At 41.5% G+C, this 20,263-nt stretch carries 17 protein-coding genes and 1 other RNA gene; 8 read left to right on the top strand and 10 right to left on the bottom strand.

Features of this window, described 5'->3' with window-relative positions:
* Nucleotides 1-68: 68 nt before the first annotated feature.
* Nucleotides 69-1,226: a FecR family protein gene (locus DMZ48_RS05385; protein WP_143954089.1), complete on the bottom strand. Its 1,158-nt coding sequence runs from the start codon at nt 1,224-1,226 to the stop codon at nt 69-71.
* A 114-nt stretch (nt 1,227-1,340) separates the two neighbouring features.
* On the opposite strand from DMZ48_RS05385, the gene DMZ48_RS05380 reads away from it, so the two are divergent.
* Entirely contained in the window at nt 1,341-1,931 is a 591-nt protein-coding gene (locus DMZ48_RS05380; protein ID WP_143954088.1) for an RNA polymerase sigma factor, read from the top strand.
* 67 nt (nt 1,932-1,998) lie between these two features.
* On the opposite strand, the gene fsa is transcribed toward DMZ48_RS05380, so the two are convergent.
* From fsa to ffs, 3 genes are all read right to left on the bottom strand, one after another.
* Nucleotides 1,999-2,652, bottom strand: a complete 654-nt coding sequence (gene fsa, locus DMZ48_RS05375; protein WP_143954087.1) for a fructose-6-phosphate aldolase — start codon at nt 2,650-2,652, stop codon at nt 1,999-2,001.
* A gap of 70 nt (nt 2,653-2,722) precedes the next feature.
* Complete coding sequence (locus DMZ48_RS05370; RefSeq protein ID WP_143954086.1) at nt 2,723-3,532, bottom strand: SDR family oxidoreductase; 810 nt, start codon at nt 3,530-3,532, stop codon at nt 2,723-2,725.
* A gap of 48 nt (nt 3,533-3,580) precedes the next feature.
* Nucleotides 3,581-3,679, bottom strand: an RNA gene (gene ffs / locus DMZ48_RS05365) — signal recognition particle sRNA small type.
* Nucleotides 3,680-3,768: 89 nt separating this feature from the next.
* Between ffs and DMZ48_RS05360 the strand changes: the two genes are divergently transcribed.
* Genes DMZ48_RS05360 through DMZ48_RS05350 form a run of 3 tightly spaced genes read left to right on the top strand, consistent with a single transcriptional unit; the run spans nt 3,769 to nt 6,784 of the window.
* Nucleotides 3,769-4,812, top strand: a complete 1,044-nt coding sequence (locus DMZ48_RS05360; protein ID WP_143954085.1) for a glutaminyl-peptide cyclotransferase — start codon at nt 3,769-3,771, stop codon at nt 4,810-4,812.
* Between the two features lie 3 nt (nt 4,813-4,815).
* Nucleotides 4,816-5,202 (top strand): acyl-CoA thioesterase, encoded by a 387-nt coding sequence (locus tag DMZ48_RS05355; protein WP_143954084.1) that lies wholly within the window; start codon nt 4,816-4,818, stop codon nt 5,200-5,202.
* 43 nt (nt 5,203-5,245) lie between these two features.
* On the top strand, nt 5,246-6,784 hold the full coding sequence (locus DMZ48_RS05350; RefSeq protein ID WP_143954083.1) for a hypothetical protein: 1,539 nt from the start codon (nt 5,246-5,248) through the stop codon (nt 6,782-6,784).
* Between the two features lie 3 nt (nt 6,785-6,787).
* Here DMZ48_RS05350 and DMZ48_RS05345 read toward each other — a convergent pair whose 3' ends face one another.
* Both DMZ48_RS05345 and glyA read right to left on the bottom strand, forming a co-directional pair.
* Nucleotides 6,788-8,026, bottom strand: coding sequence for a glycosyltransferase (locus DMZ48_RS05345; protein ID WP_143954082.1), 1,239 nt, complete (start codon nt 8,024-8,026; stop codon nt 6,788-6,790).
* Between the two features lie 56 nt (nt 8,027-8,082).
* Nucleotides 8,083-9,357, bottom strand: a complete 1,275-nt coding sequence (gene glyA, locus DMZ48_RS05340; RefSeq protein ID WP_143954081.1) for a serine hydroxymethyltransferase — start codon at nt 9,355-9,357, stop codon at nt 8,083-8,085.
* Nucleotides 9,358-9,469: 112 nt separating this feature from the next.
* Here glyA and fahA point away from each other — a divergent pair, with 112 nt between their 5' ends.
* Complete coding sequence (fahA, locus tag DMZ48_RS05335) at nt 9,470-10,774, top strand: fumarylacetoacetase (protein WP_143954080.1); 1,305 nt, start codon at nt 9,470-9,472, stop codon at nt 10,772-10,774.
* 136 nt (nt 10,775-10,910) lie between these two features.
* Here fahA and ytxJ read toward each other — a convergent pair whose 3' ends face one another.
* Nucleotides 10,911-11,309, bottom strand: coding sequence for a bacillithiol system redox-active protein YtxJ (gene ytxJ / locus DMZ48_RS05330; RefSeq protein ID WP_143954079.1), 399 nt, complete (start codon nt 11,307-11,309; stop codon nt 10,911-10,913).
* 149 nt (nt 11,310-11,458) lie between these two features.
* On the opposite strand from ytxJ, the gene clpB reads away from it, so the two are divergent.
* The 3 genes from clpB to deoC all read left to right on the top strand — a co-directional run bounded on the left by clpB (nt 11,459) and on the right by deoC (nt 15,573).
* Entirely contained in the window at nt 11,459-14,068 is a 2,610-nt protein-coding gene (clpB, locus tag DMZ48_RS05325) for an ATP-dependent chaperone ClpB (protein WP_143954078.1), read from the top strand.
* Nucleotides 14,069-14,293: 225 nt separating this feature from the next.
* On the top strand, nt 14,294-14,890 hold the full coding sequence (locus tag DMZ48_RS05320) for a TetR/AcrR family transcriptional regulator (protein ID WP_143954077.1): 597 nt from the start codon (nt 14,294-14,296) through the stop codon (nt 14,888-14,890).
* A gap of 20 nt (nt 14,891-14,910) precedes the next feature.
* On the top strand, nt 14,911-15,573 hold the full coding sequence (deoC, locus tag DMZ48_RS05315) for a deoxyribose-phosphate aldolase (protein WP_143954076.1): 663 nt from the start codon (nt 14,911-14,913) through the stop codon (nt 15,571-15,573).
* Here deoC and DMZ48_RS05310 read toward each other — a convergent pair.
* The 3 genes from DMZ48_RS05310 to DMZ48_RS05300 are packed head-to-tail and all read right to left on the bottom strand — an operon-like array spanning nt 15,563 to nt 20,203.
* The gene (locus DMZ48_RS05310; RefSeq protein ID WP_143954075.1) at nt 15,563-16,897 is read right to left on the bottom strand and encodes an MFS transporter; all 1,335 of its coding nucleotides are present in this window, start codon (nt 16,895-16,897) and stop codon (nt 15,563-15,565) included. The two genes, deoC and DMZ48_RS05310, sit on opposite strands and share 11 nt — an antisense overlap.
* A 52-nt stretch (nt 16,898-16,949) precedes the next feature.
* Nucleotides 16,950-17,762: a M48 family metallopeptidase gene (locus DMZ48_RS05305; RefSeq protein ID WP_143954074.1), complete on the bottom strand. Its 813-nt coding sequence runs from the start codon at nt 17,760-17,762 to the stop codon at nt 16,950-16,952.
* 38 nt (nt 17,763-17,800) lie between these two features.
* Nucleotides 17,801-20,203: a glycoside hydrolase family 31 protein gene (locus DMZ48_RS05300; protein ID WP_143954073.1), complete on the bottom strand. Its 2,403-nt coding sequence runs from the start codon at nt 20,201-20,203 to the stop codon at nt 17,801-17,803.
* Nucleotides 20,204-20,263: the final 60 nt, after the last annotated feature.

Raw genomic sequence — 20,263 nt, 5'->3', positions numbered from 1 at the left:
TTAATTAGGAGGGTGTTCTGGTTGAATCATTTTCATAGTTGTTAGTGGTTAAAGGTTAATTCTTAATCTTACTCTGGTTTGTTTATGACGATGACGTTGTTTTCAATACTATAAGTAAACAATCGACTTTCTGTAAAAATCTTTAAAATCTGATCGATGGATTCATTGTTGAAGGTGGCAACATAGCGTTCCTCATTCAGATCCGTATATTTATTTTCTATTTTAACATTATAGGTTCTCTCCAGCACTTTTAAAGCTTCATTAAAAGATTTATCCTCAAAGATAATTTTCCCCTGCATCCATGCTGTATGGTTCTCTACATTCACTTTTTCTTTACTAATAGTTCTTGCATTCTTATCAAAACTTGCGAGTTCGCCGGGAACCAAGAGAGACCGGTTTTTTTGTTCATCGCTATGCATACGTTCATCTACAAGTACCGACCCTTCCTTCAATACCGTATTTATTACTTCCTCATCGCTATACGCCTTAACATTGAACTTTGTCCCCAACACTTTTACGAAAACTTCTTTTCCTGCCTCCACAATAAATGGAGAACGCTCATTGTGTTTCACTTCAAAAAAAGCTTCTCCCTGAAGATAAACCATCCGGGAATCTGAACGAAACTGTTCGGGGTACTTGAAAGTACTCCCTGCATTTAGGAAAACGTGTGTGCCATCAGAGAGTTCTAACTGAAATTTCTTTCCATAAGGAACATGCACCGTATTATAATTAACTCTTGAAGTTGTATCACTATTACTATAATACAGCGTACTGCCTTTCATTACAGAAACAATTCTTCCGGTTCCGGATTTTATATTCTGATCTATATTAGTTTGTAAATTCAGGAGTTCTCCATTTGACAACTCCAATGTGATTGTTTCGTTAGGAATGATCAATGACTCTTCGGTGGTGAAAGGATTCAACCACCAGACCCCAATACCAAGCAATACGATAAAAATGGCAGCATATTTTAAAGGGGAATGCAATAACCTATAGATTCGGGACGGTTGCTTTCCTTCTAATTCAGATCGATAGTTGTCCAGAATTCGTTTTTTATCAAATGAAACGGTTCCATAATTTGACAAATAATTTACTTTAACATATTCCTCAAATAGTTTTTCGTTATCCCCTTCTTCGATCCAAACTGACAACAATTGAATTTCTTTTTCAGTCGCATCATTATTGAGGTATCTGACAATTAAATTTTTATAATTAATTTCTTTCATTAATTTTCACTTGTTCATAACAACTACGCAGCATTTTCATGTTACCCTAACTTTTTTTTCATCTTTTTTTATATTTTGCGTCAAAAACATCAAAATACTTAACCCTAATTTAATTTGACCGAAGAATTCCCCCATGAAAATGATCTTGTCAATGCTGTTAAGCATGGGAATCATATTGCCTTTGAGCACCTGTTGGATAAATATCACCACGAACTCAGTGTTTATGCATTTAGTCTTACAAGAAAAAAGGTTGAGGCGGAAGATATCATTCAAAATGTTTTTCTTAATCTTTGGAAGAAAAGACAAAAACTGGATAGCAACCTGAACATTCGCTCATTATTATATAAATCGGTTTATAATGAATTTGTAGATCATTATCGAAAGCATAGAAATCTGTTACAGCTGGAGGTTAAACAAATCGAGGTCTTACAATCACTGACGGATGATAATAATGAAAAAAACACCGAAGAACTCATAGCATTAGTTCGAAGGGAAATTGAAAAGTTACCGGAAAAATCTAAAGAAGTCTTTCTTTTGAGCAAACAGGAGGGGCTAACCAATAAGGAGATTGCAGAACATCTGAATACCTCATTAAAATCTGTTGAGGCTCATATGACAAAGGCATTCTCCATTTTGAGAAAAAAATTAAAATTCAAGATCGAGAACATATTATTCCTCGTTTTTAAAGAGGAGTTTATGCACTAGTAGTTGTAATAAGAAACGCCCGGAATAATCCGGGCGTTTTCTTTATGTTTATATGTGTGTTATTGTCTTAATTTCCTTTCTTGTAATCTTCCAGGAATTTAGCAAGACCGATATCGGTTAACGGGTGATTCAATAAACCGGTAATCGCAGAAAGCGGACCAGTCATTACATCAGCACCGATCTTAGCACATTCCAATACGTGCATCGTATGTCTGACAGACGCTGCCAGGATCTCAGTTTCATAACCGTAATTGTCATAGATGGTACGAATATCAGCGATCAGCGCAAGTCCGTCTGTAGAAATATCATCAAGACGTCCGATGAATGGAGATACATAAGTGGCTCCGGCTTTTGCAGCTAATAATGCCTGTCCTGCAGAGAATACCAAGGTACAGTTAGTTCTGATGCCTTTGTCGGTAAAATATTTGATCGCCTTAACACCATCCTTGATCATTGGAACTTTAACTACGATTTGTTCGTGAAGCTCAGCGAGTTCCTCTCCTTCTCTGATCATTCCTTCAAAGTCGGTAGCGATAACTTCAGCAGATACATCACCTTCAACGATGTTACAGATATCTACATAATGCTTCAAAATATTGTTTCTTCCAGTAATACCTTCCTTGGCCATAAGTGATGGATTCGTTGTTACCCCATCCAGTACTCCAAGTGCTTCAGCTTCGGCAATCTGTTCCAGATTTGCAGTGTCGATAAAAAATTTCATGAGAAAGATTAAATAAGTTTATTGTTAATCCTGAACACTGTGTATCCAGGTAATGACTTTTTGAGCAAAGTTATAATTTATAATGGTTTAAGAGTAATTTATTAAAGACTTTATCGGGTAAAATCTGCTTTAATCTGATGGAAAATTTTTCCATGAAAGCCCCTACCCGATAATGCATTTTACGATTCTTCTTGCGAATGATCTTTTCTACCACAATTCCCATCTGTGCCGGGTCTTCAGCATCATCCATCTGCTTATTCACCACATACAATACCTGTTCGTAATTTCGGGAATACGCAGAATCTTCAAGTATTGGCGCATGATACCTCCCACTCGCAATATTTGTATTGAAATCTCCGGGTGCCAGATTACAGATATCGATCCCGAATTCATGTGCTTCCAATTGCATACTTTCCGAAACCAATGCCAATGCTCCTTTTGTAGCACAATAGATTCCCCTGTAGGGTAATCCCATATATCCGGCAATAGAGGTGATATTAATGATGAGTCCTTTGCGCTGATCTCTCATATAGGGCATCGCTGCCTTCATCAGATTAATAGGACCAAAAAAATTAGTATTAAAGGCTTTCTGGATCTCGGAATTGGGAGTTTCTTCCACAGGACCTGTTATTCCCACCCCGGCATTGTTGATCAGTACATCGATCTTTCCTTCACGGTCTACGATCGATTTGACAACTTGTTTAGCATTCTCCTCATCAACCACATCCAGTTTCAGAAGTGTATAAGGGAGTTCAGGAGTATTCAATGAGTCAGGGTTCCGGCTCGTTCCGTAAACGATAAATCCCTGTCCGGATAAATGATCACAAATTGATTTTCCAATTCCGGAAGATCCTCCAGTTACCAGTACAACTTTAGACATGATACAAGAATAAGTGGCGAAAATACAATAAAATGAAGAAAAAATAAAAAAAGGCAAGCTACCTACATCGCACCGCTACAACCGCATACCCTTGCTGCGTTCCCGCCCTGGGGGATTCTGCAGGAGCTAGTCGTGTAGGACTTGCCGGGTGCAAATTTACGAACTTTTTAAGCTTAAACAATAATTTTATAATCTTAATTTTATTAAATACCTTGCCTTTATAAACAATCATACACATGAATTTTTATAAGATTTTCATAATCAGCTCCTTAACTACTCTTACCGTAGGATGTAACGGCAAACAAAATTCTACAAAAAATTTATTTTCCCTCGTGATCAACCAGGGAGAAACCAAGATACAGGAAGGAAATACTGTTGAAATCACTATTAAAAATCGCAAAAACACCCCGATAGATTCTGTAACCTACAGCCTGAATGATGTTCCCGTTACGGTGGGTGATGGCAAATTTAAGATCGACACTGAAAAACTAGGCGATCATACCTTGTATGCAAACGTTTACCACGAAGGAGAAGTTTCCGAAATTTCCGAAACGATCACTGTTCTTGCTAATAACCCTCCAAAGATCTATAGCTACACTATATTAAATGAATTCCCCCATGATATAAAAGCGTATACCCAAGGATTGGAATTTCATGACGGTCAACTCTATGAAAGTACCGGGCGACGTGGACAATCCACCCTGCGTAAGGTGAATTTTGAAACTGGCGAAGTAGAAAAGAAAATCGATCTGGACGATATCTATTTTGGAGAAGGAATCACGATTATCAATAACAAGATCTTCCAGCTCACCTGGCAAAAACGTACCGGATTTATTTATGACCTCGATTCTTTTGAAAAAACCGGGAGTTTTCAATACAATCAAAGCAAGGAAGGTTGGGGTCTGACCAATGATGGTGACCATATTTATAAAAGCGATGGTACAGATAAGATCTGGATTCTTGATCCGGAAACTTTACAGGAAAAGGATTTCATTCAGACAGTCACCAATTCATCGGTGTTCAATAAGGCTAATGAGCTCGAATTCGTTGACGGACTTATCTATGCGAATGTATATTTAAAGGATAGTGCCATGATCATCGATGCCAAAACCGGTGCTATTATAGGAGTCATCGATTTCAGAGGATTAAAAAATAAGGTGACCCAACATGCAGATCTGGATGTATTGAATGGTATTGCTTATCATCCGGAAAGAAAGACCTTTTTTATCACCGGTAAGAATTGGGACAAGATGTTCGAAGTTCAAATCCACGAAAAATAATAAATGGAGATATACGAAAAGGAAATTGAGGTAACAAATGACGATATCGATGACCTCGGCCATGTAAACAATGTTCGTTATCTACAATGGGTTCAGGATATCGCAGGCGAGCACTGGCAGCTGCGTTCTGATGAAGCCATGAGAGATCGATACATATGGATGGTGATCAGTCATAATATTCATTATAAAGGTCAGGCCTTCCCCGGAGACATCATTCAACTGAAGACCTTTGTTACCAAAGCTTCCGGAGTTACTTCCTTAAGAAAAGTGGAAATGTACCTGAAGGATTCCGGCAAATTACTGGTCACTGCAGAAACCGTTTGGTGTTTACTGGATAATCATAGCCGGAAGCCTGCCCGAATGCCACAAGAGATTATCGATCTCTTTTGATCTCATTTCGAAAGAAATACTATTTTTACAGAAACACCCGGGCATGAACCGATGCTTACAATATGCTATTATTGCACTCTTAATTTCTACGCTGTTCTCATGCCGTGAGGATTTTGAATATGCGCCATTATCAAGCGATTTGGTTTTCAGCCGGGATACCGTTTATCTGGATACCGTATTCTCAAACATAGGGTCTTCCACCTATTCATTGAAGGTCTATAATACAACGGATGAAGCTGTCAACATCCCTGAAATACTGCTCGAATCGAATAACGATTCAAAATACCGTATCAATGTGAACGGTTCGCCCGGAAAAGCCTTTACCAATGTTCCGCTCGCCAAAGGAGACAGCTTGTATATATTCATAGAAACGACATTGAATATAGAAGACCTGTCTGCGGAAGCGTCAGAATTCCTTTATACCGATAACCTGCTTTTCAGATCCGGATCCAGAGAACAGAAAGTCGCATTGGTAACCCTGGTCAAAGATGCCGTATTTATGTATCCAAAACGAAATAACGGTATAAAAGAAAGTATCGAAATCGGATTGGATGAGAATGGAGAACCTGTACGAATTGAAGGCTTCGAATTATCAGATGAAGAACTTCACTTTACCAGCGACAGGCCTTATGTGATCTATGGCTACGCTGCAGTTCCGGAAGGCAAGACCCTTGCTATAGATCCCGGAAGTCGTGTTCACTTCCACGAAGGTTCCGGTATTTATGTAATGCCCGGTGGTAAGCTTGAGATCAACGGTGCATTAAGCGATGACCAGGAATCAATGGAAAATGAAGTGATCTTCGAAGGCGACCGACTGGAACCGGAATTCGCACGGGTACCAGGACAATGGGGTACGATCTGGATCGCTACCGGAAGTAATGACAACACCATAAACCATCTCACGATAAAGAATGCAATCGCCGGAATAATCGCCGAGGGCAGAATTACCGATAAGCCAACGCTCAATATTTCTAATTCCAAAATTCTCAATAGCGGTAATATGTCGCTATTGTCACGGGATGCGTGGATCAACGCCGAGAATTCGATCTTCGGAAATGCCGGGTTGATCTCTGTCTATTGTACTCAGGGAGGTTTCTACCGTTTTTTACACTGTACCATCGCTAATTACTGGGACGCAGGATTCAGAGCTACTCCTGCCCTGTTGATCGACAATTATATCACCACAATTGATGGGAGTTTAACAGGAAGTGATCTGGTTATGGCAGATTTCAGCAATTGCATTATCTATGGAAATAAGAACCGGGAATTTATTCTGGATCGGTACGCAAATGCCGAATTCAACTTTAATTTCGATCATAGTTTACTGCATTTTGAAGATTTGACCGGAGCATTTGAAGATATCCCTGATTATGATTTTTCCAACACTGAACTGTACAATACAGTTACCCTCAATACAGATCCTCTTTTTCGGGATCCTTTTATCGAGTTGTTTATGATCGAAGATGGTTCCGGAGCGATCGATATTGGGAATGTAGAAAAAGCACAGCATCTTCCTGATGATCTGTCCGGAAGATCTAGATTACCACTCCCGGATGCAGGAGCCCTGGAATATCAGCCTTAACGACTAATTATTCCGGTTCTTTTCTACAATATATTTACTGAGGTATTTGCTCGCCATCACTCGTTGATCAGAAAGCATCCCCCCTATAAAATTCAGTTGCCTGTGCAAGGAAAGATCGATTCGTAGAGCATTTAACCTACGCATCAGTATTCGCTCAAAATAGTTACGGTCAAACTTATTTGAAACGACGTCATATCCAACGGAAACAGCATTGTTCCAAAACTTCTCATCAGCATATAACCTGACCGCTGTACGTACAAACTCCGCTGCCTCATCGGTAACCCTTCCATCACCCGTATTCATTTCTTCGAGACCTTCAGCCCCGGTAGTGGTGGTTACTGCCGGTAAACCGAAACGCATCCCATCGACGATTTTTCCTTTTAATCCACCTCCAAATCTCAGTGGAGCAAGCAAGACCCTGTGCGAGAGCATCACATCTTTTACATCGGGAGTCCATCCCCTGAAATTAAATCCTTCCGATGGTTTATGCATCTCCTCGACCTCTTTTCCCGCATAAGCCCCATAAATCGACAAGGACACTCCAGGAAGTACTTTTCGTATTTCAGGCCAGATCTCGACCTTGAGATAACGAACTGCATCCGTATTCGGGTCATGCCTGAAATTACCGATAAACATCATATCTTTTCTTTGCTCAAAACCATTTAGAGAACCGGGTACTGGAATTTCGGCAGCATCGAGTAAATAAGGCAGATAACACAATAATTTTTCATCAACCCCAAACTGACCGGTCAAGAGCTCCATTTCCTTCTGGGAAATGATCAAACTCAGATCGCAACGATAGATACTGGCCACCTCACGTCGGGCTAACGGATCAAGCAACATATTGGAATGATCGGGAAACGAACTTCGATAGTTCTTCTGACGATACTTTCTTAAAAAATGAAGATCCTCCGTATCAAGTACACGAATAGCCTCGGGACATTGTTCGGCAATCCTCCAACCGAACTGCTCTTCCATCATATATCTGTCAAAAACGACCAGATCCGGTTGTGTTTCACGCGCAAAATCATCGAAGCCAGGATCATTGACCTGTATGGTTACCGAGCTCACCCCCATTTGGCTCAGATCGAAGGGATGCTCTCCAGGGGCGGCAGGAGATGAAAAAATCACCTGTATATCTGCCGATCGAAAGGCACGGATTAGTTGCAACATTCGAACACCGGCCGCAGAAGATTGAGGTTCCGGCCATACATAACCGATAATCAGGACTTTTCTAATCATTTCAAATAAAAAAACTCCGGCTTTCGACCGGAGTTATAAATATATGGTTTTTCTACTTACGCCTTAAAAAGAGGACGATGAGACATCAAGGCTTTTACTTTATCGGTAAGAGCAGTGATCTTAGCATCATCTTCATGGTTCATCAATACCTCATCGATAAATCCTACCACTGTTTCCATATCTTCTTCCAGCAAGCCACGTGTGGTAACTGCAGCTGTTCCGATACGAATACCACTGGTAACAAAAGGACTCTTATCATCAAAAGGAACCATGTTCTTATTCACGGTAATGTCAGCTTTCCCTAGTGCTTCTTCAGCAAGTTTTCCGTTTAGGTCTTTATTTCTGAGATCGATAAGCATCATATGATTATCGGTTCCACCGGAAATGATGTTATAACCTTTGGCAACGAAAGCTTTGGCCATAGCCTGTGCATTCTTTTTAACCTGAACGATATAGTGCAGGTACTCATCGGTAAGCGCTTCCCCAAAGGCAATTGCTTTAGCAGCGATGATATGCTCTAAGGGTCCACCTTGATTTCCAGGGAAAACTGCGCTATCGAAAAGCGAAGACATCATACGAAGATTACCATTCTTTAATGTTAAACCGAATGGATTTTCGAAATCCTCTCCCATAAGGATCAAACCTCCTCTTGGACCACGAAGAGTCTTATGAGTAGTCGTGGTTACCACGTGACAGTGAGGGATCGGGTCATTCAACACCCCTTTTGCGATCAGTCCGGATGGATGAGAAATATCAGCCATCAGTAAAGCATCTACTGAATCAGCGATCTCTCTGAATCTTTTAAAATCGATATCTCTTGAATATGCAGACGCTCCTGCGATGATCATTTTAGGCTTTTCACGTTGCGCGATCGCTTCTATATGATCATAATTCAACATTCCGGTTTCCTTTTCTACACCATAGAATACCGGCTCATACAGTTTTCCGGAAAAGTTCACCGGAGAACCATGCGTAAGGTGACCTCCATGAGAAAGGTCAAATCCAAGGATCTTATCACCTGGCTTCAAACAGGCTGCAAAAACTGCAGTGTTTGCCTGAGAGCCACTGTGTGGCTGTACATTTGCCCAGCTTGCACCAAATAGTTCCTTTGCCCGGTCGATGGCGATCTGCTCTACTTTATCAACCACTTCACACCCCCCGTAATATCTTTTACCCGGGTAACCTTCGGCATATTTATTGGTCAGTACCGATCCAGCGGCCTCCATAACCTGATCGCTTACGAAGTTCTCCGAAGCGATCAATTCAATTCCGTTCAACTGACGTTCTTTCTCTGCCTGAATTAGATCAAAAATCTGTTCGTCTCTTTGCATTATTGAGGATTTCGTTAAAGAATGCCCAAAAATATAAAATAGATTCGGTAAATTGATAGAAATTAATACCTTTAAATCGTTTTTTTATACAACTTTAACCAACAGTTTTGTCATGTCTCAAAATGCAAATGACCCCCAGAGAAAATCATGGATTAAAGTCACGGAAAACTCGGACTTTCCGATTCAAAACATCCCTTTCGGTGTGTTTCTTACTCGTGATGATGTGATTACTATCGGGACCAGAATCGGTGATACAGCCATTGATCTGGGTGCTCTACATCAACTTGGATATTTTGACGGGATTCCGTTAACTGATGATATTTTTTTACAGGATACACTTAATGATTTCATCTCCGACGGGAAGAAGACCTGGCGATTGGTGCGTAACCGAATCGCAGAGATCTTTGATGCTAAAAATCCTAAATTAAGGGATAACGAAGACCATTGCAGAATCGTACTTTTCGATCTTGATGAGATCGAAATGCAACTTCCTGTGCAAATTGGAGATTATACCGATTTCTATAGCAGTAAGGAACATGCCACCAATGTTGGCTCTATGTTTCGCGACCCGGAGCATGCCCTGCTGCCCAACTGGCTTCATATACCTGTGGGTTACCACGGTAGAAGTTCTTCGATCGTTCCGAGCGGTATTCCAATTCACAGACCAATGGGACAAACGCGCCCTGCAGGTGCTGAGGAACCGATATTTGGACCTTCAAAATTAGTGGATTTCGAACTGGAAATGGCTTTTATCACAACAGACGCCAATCAACTCGGCGAGCCTATCCCGGTAGATGAAGCGGAAGATTATATCTTTGGAATGGTGCTTTTTAATGACTGGAGTGCCAGAGATATTCAGAAGTGGGAATATGTGCCACTCGGACCTTTTCTCGCAAAGAACTTTGCCTCTGCAGTTTCTCCATGGATCGTAACTCTTGATGCCTTAGAACCATTCAGAACAGAAAGTCCAACTCAGGATCCAGAGCCACTTCCCTATCTGAAGGCTAAAAAGAATAATAAGAGCTTTGATATCAATCTGGAAGTAGAACTTAAACCGGCACATAGCGAAGCTACCACCATCGCCAAAAGCAATTTCAAATATATGTATTGGACGATGGCACAACAACTGGCGCATCATACGATCAATGGTTGTAAAGTAAACAGTGGAGATATGATGGGAAGTGGAACCATTTCCGGACCTTCTCCAGAATCCTACGGATCTATGCTGGAATTGACCTGGAATGGTCAAAAGCCCATCAAGATGAAAGATGGAGCCGAACGAAAGTTCATCCAGGATGGAGACACCGTAACCTTCAAAGGATACTGCACCAAGAACGGAGTCAGGATCGGTTTCGGTGAGGTCAGCAATACACTGCTTCCACCCTTTCAACCCAAGAAGAATAATAATCATAAATAGAAAAAAGCCTCCGATAAAATTCGGAGGCTTTTTTTTGATATAAAACCTGTTGGGTTATAATCGTATTATGAATAGGATTATGAGAACGAAATTAAAAGCTTTAAGATTTTTACCGCCAAGCAATAAATTTCATTTTTTAGTCCAACACCTTATGGATCGCTTTTACGGAAATCCCTCCATGTGAAGCATCATAGATTGCACTGCTCTTTTTGATCAACAGGAGTTGTGGACTTTCATGAGGAATTCCAAATTCAGAGGCGATCGTATTGGAAATATCCCTGTTCCTGATAATATCCAGAAAATAACACTGTAACTCCCCTACCGGAAAATCAAAATCACGCTCGAAGCGATTCTTTACCATCGCACTGATCCCACAACGCGTACTGTGCTTAAAGATAATCACAGGAGTATTTTCAGAGATTTCTTTCAGGGATTGTAACTGACCGATGTCCTCAAGGGGAATCCATTCCGGTACTCCCTGATTTCCAGATGATTCTTTATCCTTTTTTCCTGAAATAAAATCAAATATCTTCATAAATTTATAGGTGTATTTCTTTCCTTAAACTATCCGTAATGACATAATGACAGAAATTTCACAAACAAAAGTGACGTAATGTCATAACACACCGATGGAATATTATTTGTTATGTAAAAATCGAAAATAACTTATAGAAAAGAAATAAAATGAACTTAAATAATTTTACCATCAAAGCTCAGGAGGCGGTACAATTGGCTCAGCAGATCGCTCAGGGATATGGACATCAGCAGATCGAGAATGAACATATTTTTAAAGCCCTGTTCGAAGTGGATGAAAATGTACTACCCTTCCTGCTCAAAAAATTAAATGTAAACGTAAATCTTCTCAAGCAGGTTCTTGACAGCACCCTAAACAGTTTTGCAAAGGTTGAAGGTGGAGATCTCATGCTTTCCCGTGATGCAGGTAGTATGCTCAATGAAGCGGGTATCATCGCCAAGAAAATGAACGATGAATTTGTATCCGCAGAACACCTGATACTCGCGATATTTAAATCGAAGAGCAAGATCGCACAGATCTTAAAGGATCAAGGGGTCACTGAAAAAGGACTTACGGCAGCGATCGAAGAATTGCGTAAAGGAGAACGAGTTACTTCTCAAAGTGCTGAAGAGACTTATAATTCGTTGAATAAGTATGCGAAGAATCTGAATCAGCTTGCCAATGACGGTAAACTGGATCCGGTGATCGGGCGTGATGAAGAGATTCGCCGGGTCTTACAGATCCTTTCAAGACGTACGAAGAACAACCCTATGCTGGTCGGAGAACCCGGAGTTGGTAAAACCGCCATCGCTGAAGGGCTTGCGCACCGAATCATTCAGGGGGATATCCCGGAAAACCTTAAAGACAAAGAGATCTATTCCTTAGACATGGGTGCTCTGATCGCCGGCGCCAAATACAAAGGTGAATTTGAAGAACGTTTAAAAGCGGTGATCAAAGAGGTAACAACATCAGAAGGAAATATCGTTTTATTCATCGATGAGATTCACACACTTGTGGGAGCCGGAGGCGGACAGGGAGCGATGGATGCGGCAAACATTCTGAAACCTGCGTTAGCCCGGGGTGAATTAAGAGCTATCGGTGCCACCACCCTTGATGAATATCAGAAATATTTTGAAAAGGATAAAGCACTAGAGCGCAGATTTCAAAAAGTACTGGTCGATGAACCGGATACCGAAAGTGCCATTTCCATACTTCGCGGAATCAAGGAAAAATATGAAGCACATCACAAAGTAAGGATCAAAGATGAAGCGATCATAGCTGCAGTTGAGCTATCTCAGCGCTATATCACCAATAGATTCCTTCCGGATAAAGCGATCGACCTTATGGACGAAGCTGCCTCCAAACTGAGAATGGAGATCAATTCAAAACCTGAAGAACTGGATGTATTGGATCGCCGTATTATGCAGCTGGAGATCGAGATCGAGGCTATAAAACGCGAAAATGACGAATCTAAACTGAAGGCCCTGAACATCGATCTTGCCAATTTGAAAGAGGATCGAAGCGAGATCTACGCAAAATGGCAGAGTGAAAAGGATGTGGTCGATCAGATACAAACCACTAAGGAAGCTATCGAGCAATTCAAACTCGAAGCAGAAAGAGCGGAACGCGATGGTGATTACGGAAAGGTTGCTGAAATCCGTTACGGGAAGATAAAAGAGGCGCATGAAAAGCTGGAAAAACTTCAGGTTGAATTACAGGAACAGCAGAAAAGCGGTAAAAGCCTGATCAAGGAAGAAGTTACCAATGAGGACATCGCAGAAGTGGTGGCGAAATGGACCGGAATACCCGTGACCAAAATGCTGCAGAGCGAAAGGGAGAAATTACTCCACCTTGAAGAAGAATTGCATCGAAGAGTAGTCGGACAGGAAGAAGCCATTCAATCGGTTTCGGATGCGATCAGAAGAAGTCGTGCCGGATTACAGGATTCTAAGAAGCCTATTGGTTCATTCCTGTTTCTCGGTACTACCGGAGTGGGTAAGACTGAACTTGCCAAAGCACTGGCCGAATACCTGTTTGATGATGAAAATGCAATGACCCGTATCGATATGAGTGAGTATCAGGAACGTCATGCGGTAAGCCGTTTAGTAGGTGCACCTCCCGGATATGTAGGATATGATGAAGGAGGACAACTCACGGAGGCCGTGCGAAGAAGACCTTATTCCGTAGTCCTGCTGGATGAGATCGAAAAAGCACACCCAGACACCTTTAATATCCTATTACAGGTACTTGATGAAGGTCGTCTAACCGATAACAAGGGACGTCTGGCCGATTTCAGAAATACGATCATTATCATGACCAGTAATATGGGTAGCCATATCATACAGGAGAAATTTGAAAACCTGAAGAATATCGACACAGCCATGGAAGCTGCAAAAAACGAGGTGCTCGGATTACTCAAACAAAGTGTCCGTCCGGAATTCCTCAATCGAATCGACGACATCATCATGTTCACACCACTTAGCGAACAGGATATCAAAGAGATCGTGAAATTGCAACTGAACGGGGTTTCCAAAATGGTGGCCAAACAGGGTATTACCCTTGATGCCACAGAAGATGCTATCGATTATCTCGCAAAAATAGGATTTGATCCTCAGTATGGTGCAAGACCTGTGAAACGCGTGATTCAAAGAGAGGTCCTTAACAAATTGTCGAAAGAGATCCTCAAAGGCGATATACACACAGAGAGTATTATACTTATGGATCAGTTCGATGATGAGCTGGTATTCAGAAATCAGGAAGAATTAGTTGATAAAAACTAATCAAATGTAAGGAATCAGTGAATTGCACGACTATATATATGATGGTTGACAAGAAAGAGAAAGGTAGATAATTCGAGTTAGAATTATTTAGTTTTAAGTTGGTTGGTTAGTTTCGAACACCCGTTGCATAAGCTGCGGGTGTTCGTTTATTATAACGCATTTATCGAGATATTTGCCCTAAAGTAACAACTATTTCTATATTTGAGAAGCTAAAAAACCAAACTAATGACTACTACCAAAGCTGAGAGAACTTCTCAATTTATAATTAAAACCATAGCCCCTATTTTCAATAAAAAGGGTTATGCAGCCACTAGTCTCAGTGATATCACCAACGCGACGGGACTAACCAAGGGTGCTATTTATGGAAATTTTGAGAATAAGGAAGAATTGGCAGAGGAGGCTTTTACGTATTTATTCGATCTGGTAATCTCCAATTTGGAATACCGAACCTCTCAGGGCAATACTCCCTTCGAAAAATTAATTTGCTTTACTGATTTTTATAAGGAATATTATCAGTTCAGCAATATCATGGGTGGATGTCCGCTGATTAATTTCGGAGTCGACTGTAAGAATCAAAATCCGCAGTTATTACGCCGGGTGCAGGACGGGATCACCCGCATTGAAGGTATCATTGAAGATCTGATCGACCAGGGAAAAAATATCGGTGAGATCCGTAAGAACATCAATGGTAAGATCTATGGGAAACGATTCTATTCTTTGATACAAGGTGCCATCCTTATGACACAGACCACTGAGAATCCCTCCTATCTCGCCGATTCCATGCATGTGATCGTCGATACTATGAATCAACGCTTTCGTTAAGTACGTTAAACCGCTATGGAATGAAAAATATCGCAGCCTTTATCGACCACACGCTTCTTACGCCTACCGCCGTTCCTTCTGACATTGAAAAACTTTGTAAGGAAGCCATGGAGTACAATATTCATGGTGTTTGCGTCAATGGTTGTTATACCGATCTCGCAGTTGATCTGCTTAAAGAAACCTCCATCAATATCTGCACGGTAATCGGATTCCCACTAGGAAGCATGAGTACACCCAGCAAAGTAATGGAAGCAGAAAATGCGGTTACTTCAGGCGCCGATGAAATCGATATGGTCATCAATCAGGGCTGGGTGCAGAATGGTTATTATTCCAAAGTGCTACAGGAGATTCATTTTATAAAAAGAAGTATTGGAGGAGCCACGCTAAAGATCATTCTGGAAACCGGCAATATGAACATCGAACAGATGGTAAGAGCTACTGAAACAGCGATGGAAGCCGGAGCTGATTTTATTAAGACATCTACCGGTTTCGGACCCAGAGGCGCTTCCCTTGAGGATATACGAATCATCAGAAAGATCACCGGCGACATTACCGGCATCAAAGCCTCCGGAGGAATCAAAACCCTGGAAGATACTGTGAAGTTCATTAAAGCCGGAGCTTCGAGAATAGGAACCTCTAACGGAGCAGCAATCATAAAGGCCGCAAATGCGCTTAATCTTTGATTTCTGTCATTCGTTTCTTAACACTTCTACCAGGAACCATATACAACAAGAGTACTCCAACCAGGAATATAACCCCCAGGAAGAAAATTGAATTTCGCATACTACCGGTGATCTGGGCGATAAACCCATAAAGAAACATTCCGATCACGATTCCGATCTTTTCTGCCACATCATAGAAACTGAAATACGAGGCTGTGTCTTTGGTTTCAGGTAAAAATTTGGAATAGGTCGACCGCGATAAGGCCTGAATACCACCCATCACGAGTCCTACCACTGCTGCTGTTCCATAGAACTGAACCGGAGTAACCACAAAATAAGCATAGCAACATACTCCTATCCAAACAAAATTTATAAAGATCAGTGTCATAAGATTTCCAAATCTTCTGGATAATCTTGAAGTCAGCACCGCACCTGCTACCGCAACGATCTGGATCAGAAGAATACTGATGATAAGTCCGAATGTACGTTCATCATCACTACTCCAGGCCAGTTCTTCCTCAGCGAAATATGAAGCGGCGAGCATCACGGTTTGCACTCCCATACTATACACAAAGAAAGCGGTCAAATACCTTTTCAACCGAAGGTTCTCACCTAATCCAACCCAAACCTTCTTTAACTCTCGAAAGCCTTTGAACAATACCGAGGCATTGGCTTTTGCTTTATTGTCGTTACCTTTTGGTAAATAATAAAAACTATACTGACTGAAACCGGCCCACCATAATCCAACCAAAATGAAAGACCAGCGCGTGGGTGCTCCAGCACTTTCAAATCCGAACCATTCGTATTTGAGGATCATCACCAGGTTCAAAAGCAATAGCAGTACACTTCCGATATAGCCAAGTGAATATCCTTTGGCACTGATTCCATCCTGTTGTTCCGGAAAAGCAATATCCGGCAGATAGGAATTATAAAAAACCAAACTTCCCCAAAAACCGATCAATCCCAGAAAATACGTAAACAGACTGATATAAATATGCTCGAGACTGAACCAGTATAACGCTATACAGGAAAAGGATCCCAGATAACAGAAGATCTTAAGGAAAATCTTTTTATTCCCAGTGTAATCGGCAATACCTGAGAGGATGGGTGTCATGATACTCACCAACAGAAAAGCCGCCGAGGTCACATAGGTGATCAGTGGAGCCCGCTCGATCATACCGCCAAAAACCTCGATCTTCTCAATACCAGCATCCCTGAAAAGTGCTCCGTAAAAAAGTGGGAAAATTGCAGAGGCAATCGTCAGACTATAGACAGAATTCGCCCAGTCATAGAAAGCCCAGGCATTGAGAAGTTTTTTACTCCCCTTAGGCAGGTGGTGTTTCATAAAAAAAGCCGTTTAGGTCAAACGGCTTCTAAGATAGGTAAATATTTTTTAGCTATTGGAAACTGGTAACTCCGTATTGCTTGGCTTCTGCAATTGCTTCCGGCACTTTAGCCTGAAGATTCTGAATACGCGTAGCACTATTCGGGTGTGTACTTAGAAACTCTATCGGTTCAGCACCACCGTTCTGAGCATTCATACGCTTCCAAAGTTCCGGAGCTGCATTGGGATCATAACCAGCGATCGCCATAATTCTCAAACCGATCACATCGGCTTCATTCTCATGACTTCTGCTAAAAGGCAACATCCCTCCTACATTCGTTCCGATACCGTAAGCTGCATTGAATATATCAAGATATTGAGAATTTCCAGCGAGGGCTATATTTCCTGCCAATGCACCATATTGCTGGATTTCCGCTGCTGACATACGTTGCGCGCCGTGATTGGCAAGCGCATGTGCCACTTCATGACCCATCACCACAGCAATCCCGGTTTCATCTTCACAGATCGGTAAGATTCCGGTATAGAAAACGATTTTCCCTCCCGGCATACACCAGGCATTGAGCTGATCGCTCTTTACCAGGTTATATTCCCATTTATAATCCTGTAAATAATTCGGCATTCCGTTTGCGGCAAACCATTTTTCAGCGGCAGAAGAGATACGTTGTCCCACTTTCCTGATCATTTCGAGATCCTTACCGCTGGTCACCACCTCATTCTCCCCCAGAAACTGTTCATATTGCTGGAAGGCCATAGGAAATATCTCGCTGTTGGACTTGTAATTGAGTGTGGTTTTTCCTGTGAAGGGATTCGTGGAACAACCTAATAATAAAGCGCAGGTAAAGACGCCGACAAATAATCGTTTCATAAATTTCGTTTTATTCACTAACGTAAAATTATATAAAATTATTCGCCTTTGATATGTAATTCAGTAAATTCCTTACCGATGACCATGCTTTGATCACCATTCAATCTGACCTTACTAAAAGGTATTTCCACATTATCAAGTTGTATGGATTTCACCCTGAATGGGAGTCCGTGCAGCTTGATATGGAAATTTTCATAACTGGTGCTATACTTACCTTCCTTGAAGTGCTGTATGATCAATTCATTCGGTTTTCCGGTAATCCGGAATTGTCGCAGACTGTATCTTCCTTTTTTATAATCGAATCCATCACCGGCATCTTCGAATATTTTAGATGTAGCATCTCTTCCTTCCATATAATAAATATCCAGATCCAGGGTTTCGATTTCCTTCTCCCCTACATATTGCTGTACAGGATATTTAGGAATAATCGCTCCTGCTCTGACGAAGATCGGAATCTTATCGATATCTGCTTCCACCCACATTTCTCGACCACCTTTGACGATCTCATCATTCCAGAAATTATACCATTTTCCTTTTGGGAGATACATCCTTCTGCCCTTTGCATTGGGCTCGAGAATCGGACAAACCAGAATATCATTTCCAAAGATGAATTCATCATTTCTATAGTGTGTATGCGGATCTTCCTGATCATAATACACCAGAGACTTCAGCATCGGCACCCCTTCTTCCATGTAATCATAGAACATTGTATACAGATAAGGTAGTAACTGATAACGAAGTTCGATGAACTTTCGGGTGATCTTGGTCACTTCCTCATCGAACGACCAGGGTTCCTGATCTCCATGGTCTCCACTGGAATGCACCCTACAGAACGGATGGAAGACGCCCAGCTGTATCCAGCGAGCAAAGAGTTCTCCTGAAGGCTGTTCGGCAAAACCACCGATATCTGAACCTACGAAAGACATACCGCTCAGGCACATGCGTTGCACCTGGATATTCGCGATCCATAAATGTTCCCAGGTCGCTACATTATCTCCGGTCCATGTTGATGAAAATCTTTGCGTCCCGGAATAGGCTGATCGGGTAATGACGAAGGGACGTTTTGGAAATACGAATTTCTTCACCCCGTCATAAGTGGCCTGAGCCATCTGCATACCATAGATGTTGTGCGCTTTTCGGTGACTGCAGGGATGTCCGTCATAATCATGTCTTACATCATCCGGAAAGGTCTTTCCGGGAACTTCCATCACCGCAGGCTCATTCATATCATTCCATACTCCTTTAACGCCGATCTCTGCGATCAACTCTTTAAAGAGTCCGGACCACCATTCCCGGACGTCCGGGTTGGTAAAATCAGGAAAATTACATTCTCCGGGCCATACCTTCCCTTTCATATACGGACCATCCGCACGTTTACAGAAATAATCATTCTCAACGGCTTCATTATATATTTCATAGTTCTTATCGATCTTGATACCCGGGTCGATAATTACGATCGTCTTCATACCGATCTTTAACAATTCCTCGACCATGCGCTTAGGATCCGGGAAATAATCTTTGTTCCAGGTAAAGCATCGGAAACCTTCCATATAATCGATATCCAGGTAGATCCCATCGCAGGGAATCTGCAATTCGCGAAACTTATGCGCTATATCCATCACCTTACTCTCCGGATAATAACTCCATTTACATTGCTGAAAACCCAACGTCCATAAAGGCGGTAATTCGGGCTTTCCTGTAAGGTCAGAATAGCTGGTTACTACCTCAGAGATCTTTGGGCCATAGATGAAATAATAGTTCATCTCACCACCGTCTGCCCAAAAACTGGTTATGTTTCTTCGTTCTACACAGAAATCGAAATGCGTTTTGAAACTGTTGTCGAAGAAGATTCCATAGGCCATTTTATGATGTAAACCAATATAGAAAGGAACTGCCTTATATAACGGATCACGGTCTTTACCAAAGGCATACTGATCGGTCACCCAGTTATGGATTCGTTTTCCTCTGAGATTTAAATGCGAAGGCTTATCACCTACCCCATAGAATCCTTCCGATTCCTGAGACTGCTTGCTCATCTTTACGATGTTCCCTCCGAATTCATAACTTTCCTCCCAGTGGAATCCCAGTTCATCCTCATTGATGATATTACCTTCAAGATCCAGAATAGCCACACGTATATCCCGTTTACTGACTCTGACTTCAAGTCGGAAAGTCTTGATGCTGAAATATTGCTCCTCTTCAGTTACTTCCAATGCATTATACCCATAGGTAGCATCCTCAGAGATCGCATAGGAGAAATCAGGATCAAAATCCGTTTCTGTGGTATACCGAAACCGAAGCACACTATCCCTCAGAATCGAGATCTGTAGTATGACATTGTTTTGAGTGAAAAATGAAACGCGGTCAACTTCACGCGTAAAATTTATTATATGAGAGGGATAGAGATTCCCTTTATACTCTAATTCGGTGTTGGTAATCATAGCCAAACATTTAAGATGCCATACAAATTAAAAAAAATTGCAGGTAATATCGGGGTATTG

This window comes from Robertkochia solimangrovi (genome assembly GCF_007279655.1).
Lineage (GTDB): Bacteria > Bacteroidota > Bacteroidia > Flavobacteriales > Flavobacteriaceae > Robertkochia > Robertkochia solimangrovi.
This window is presented reverse-complemented; position numbering and strand designations above follow the sequence as displayed.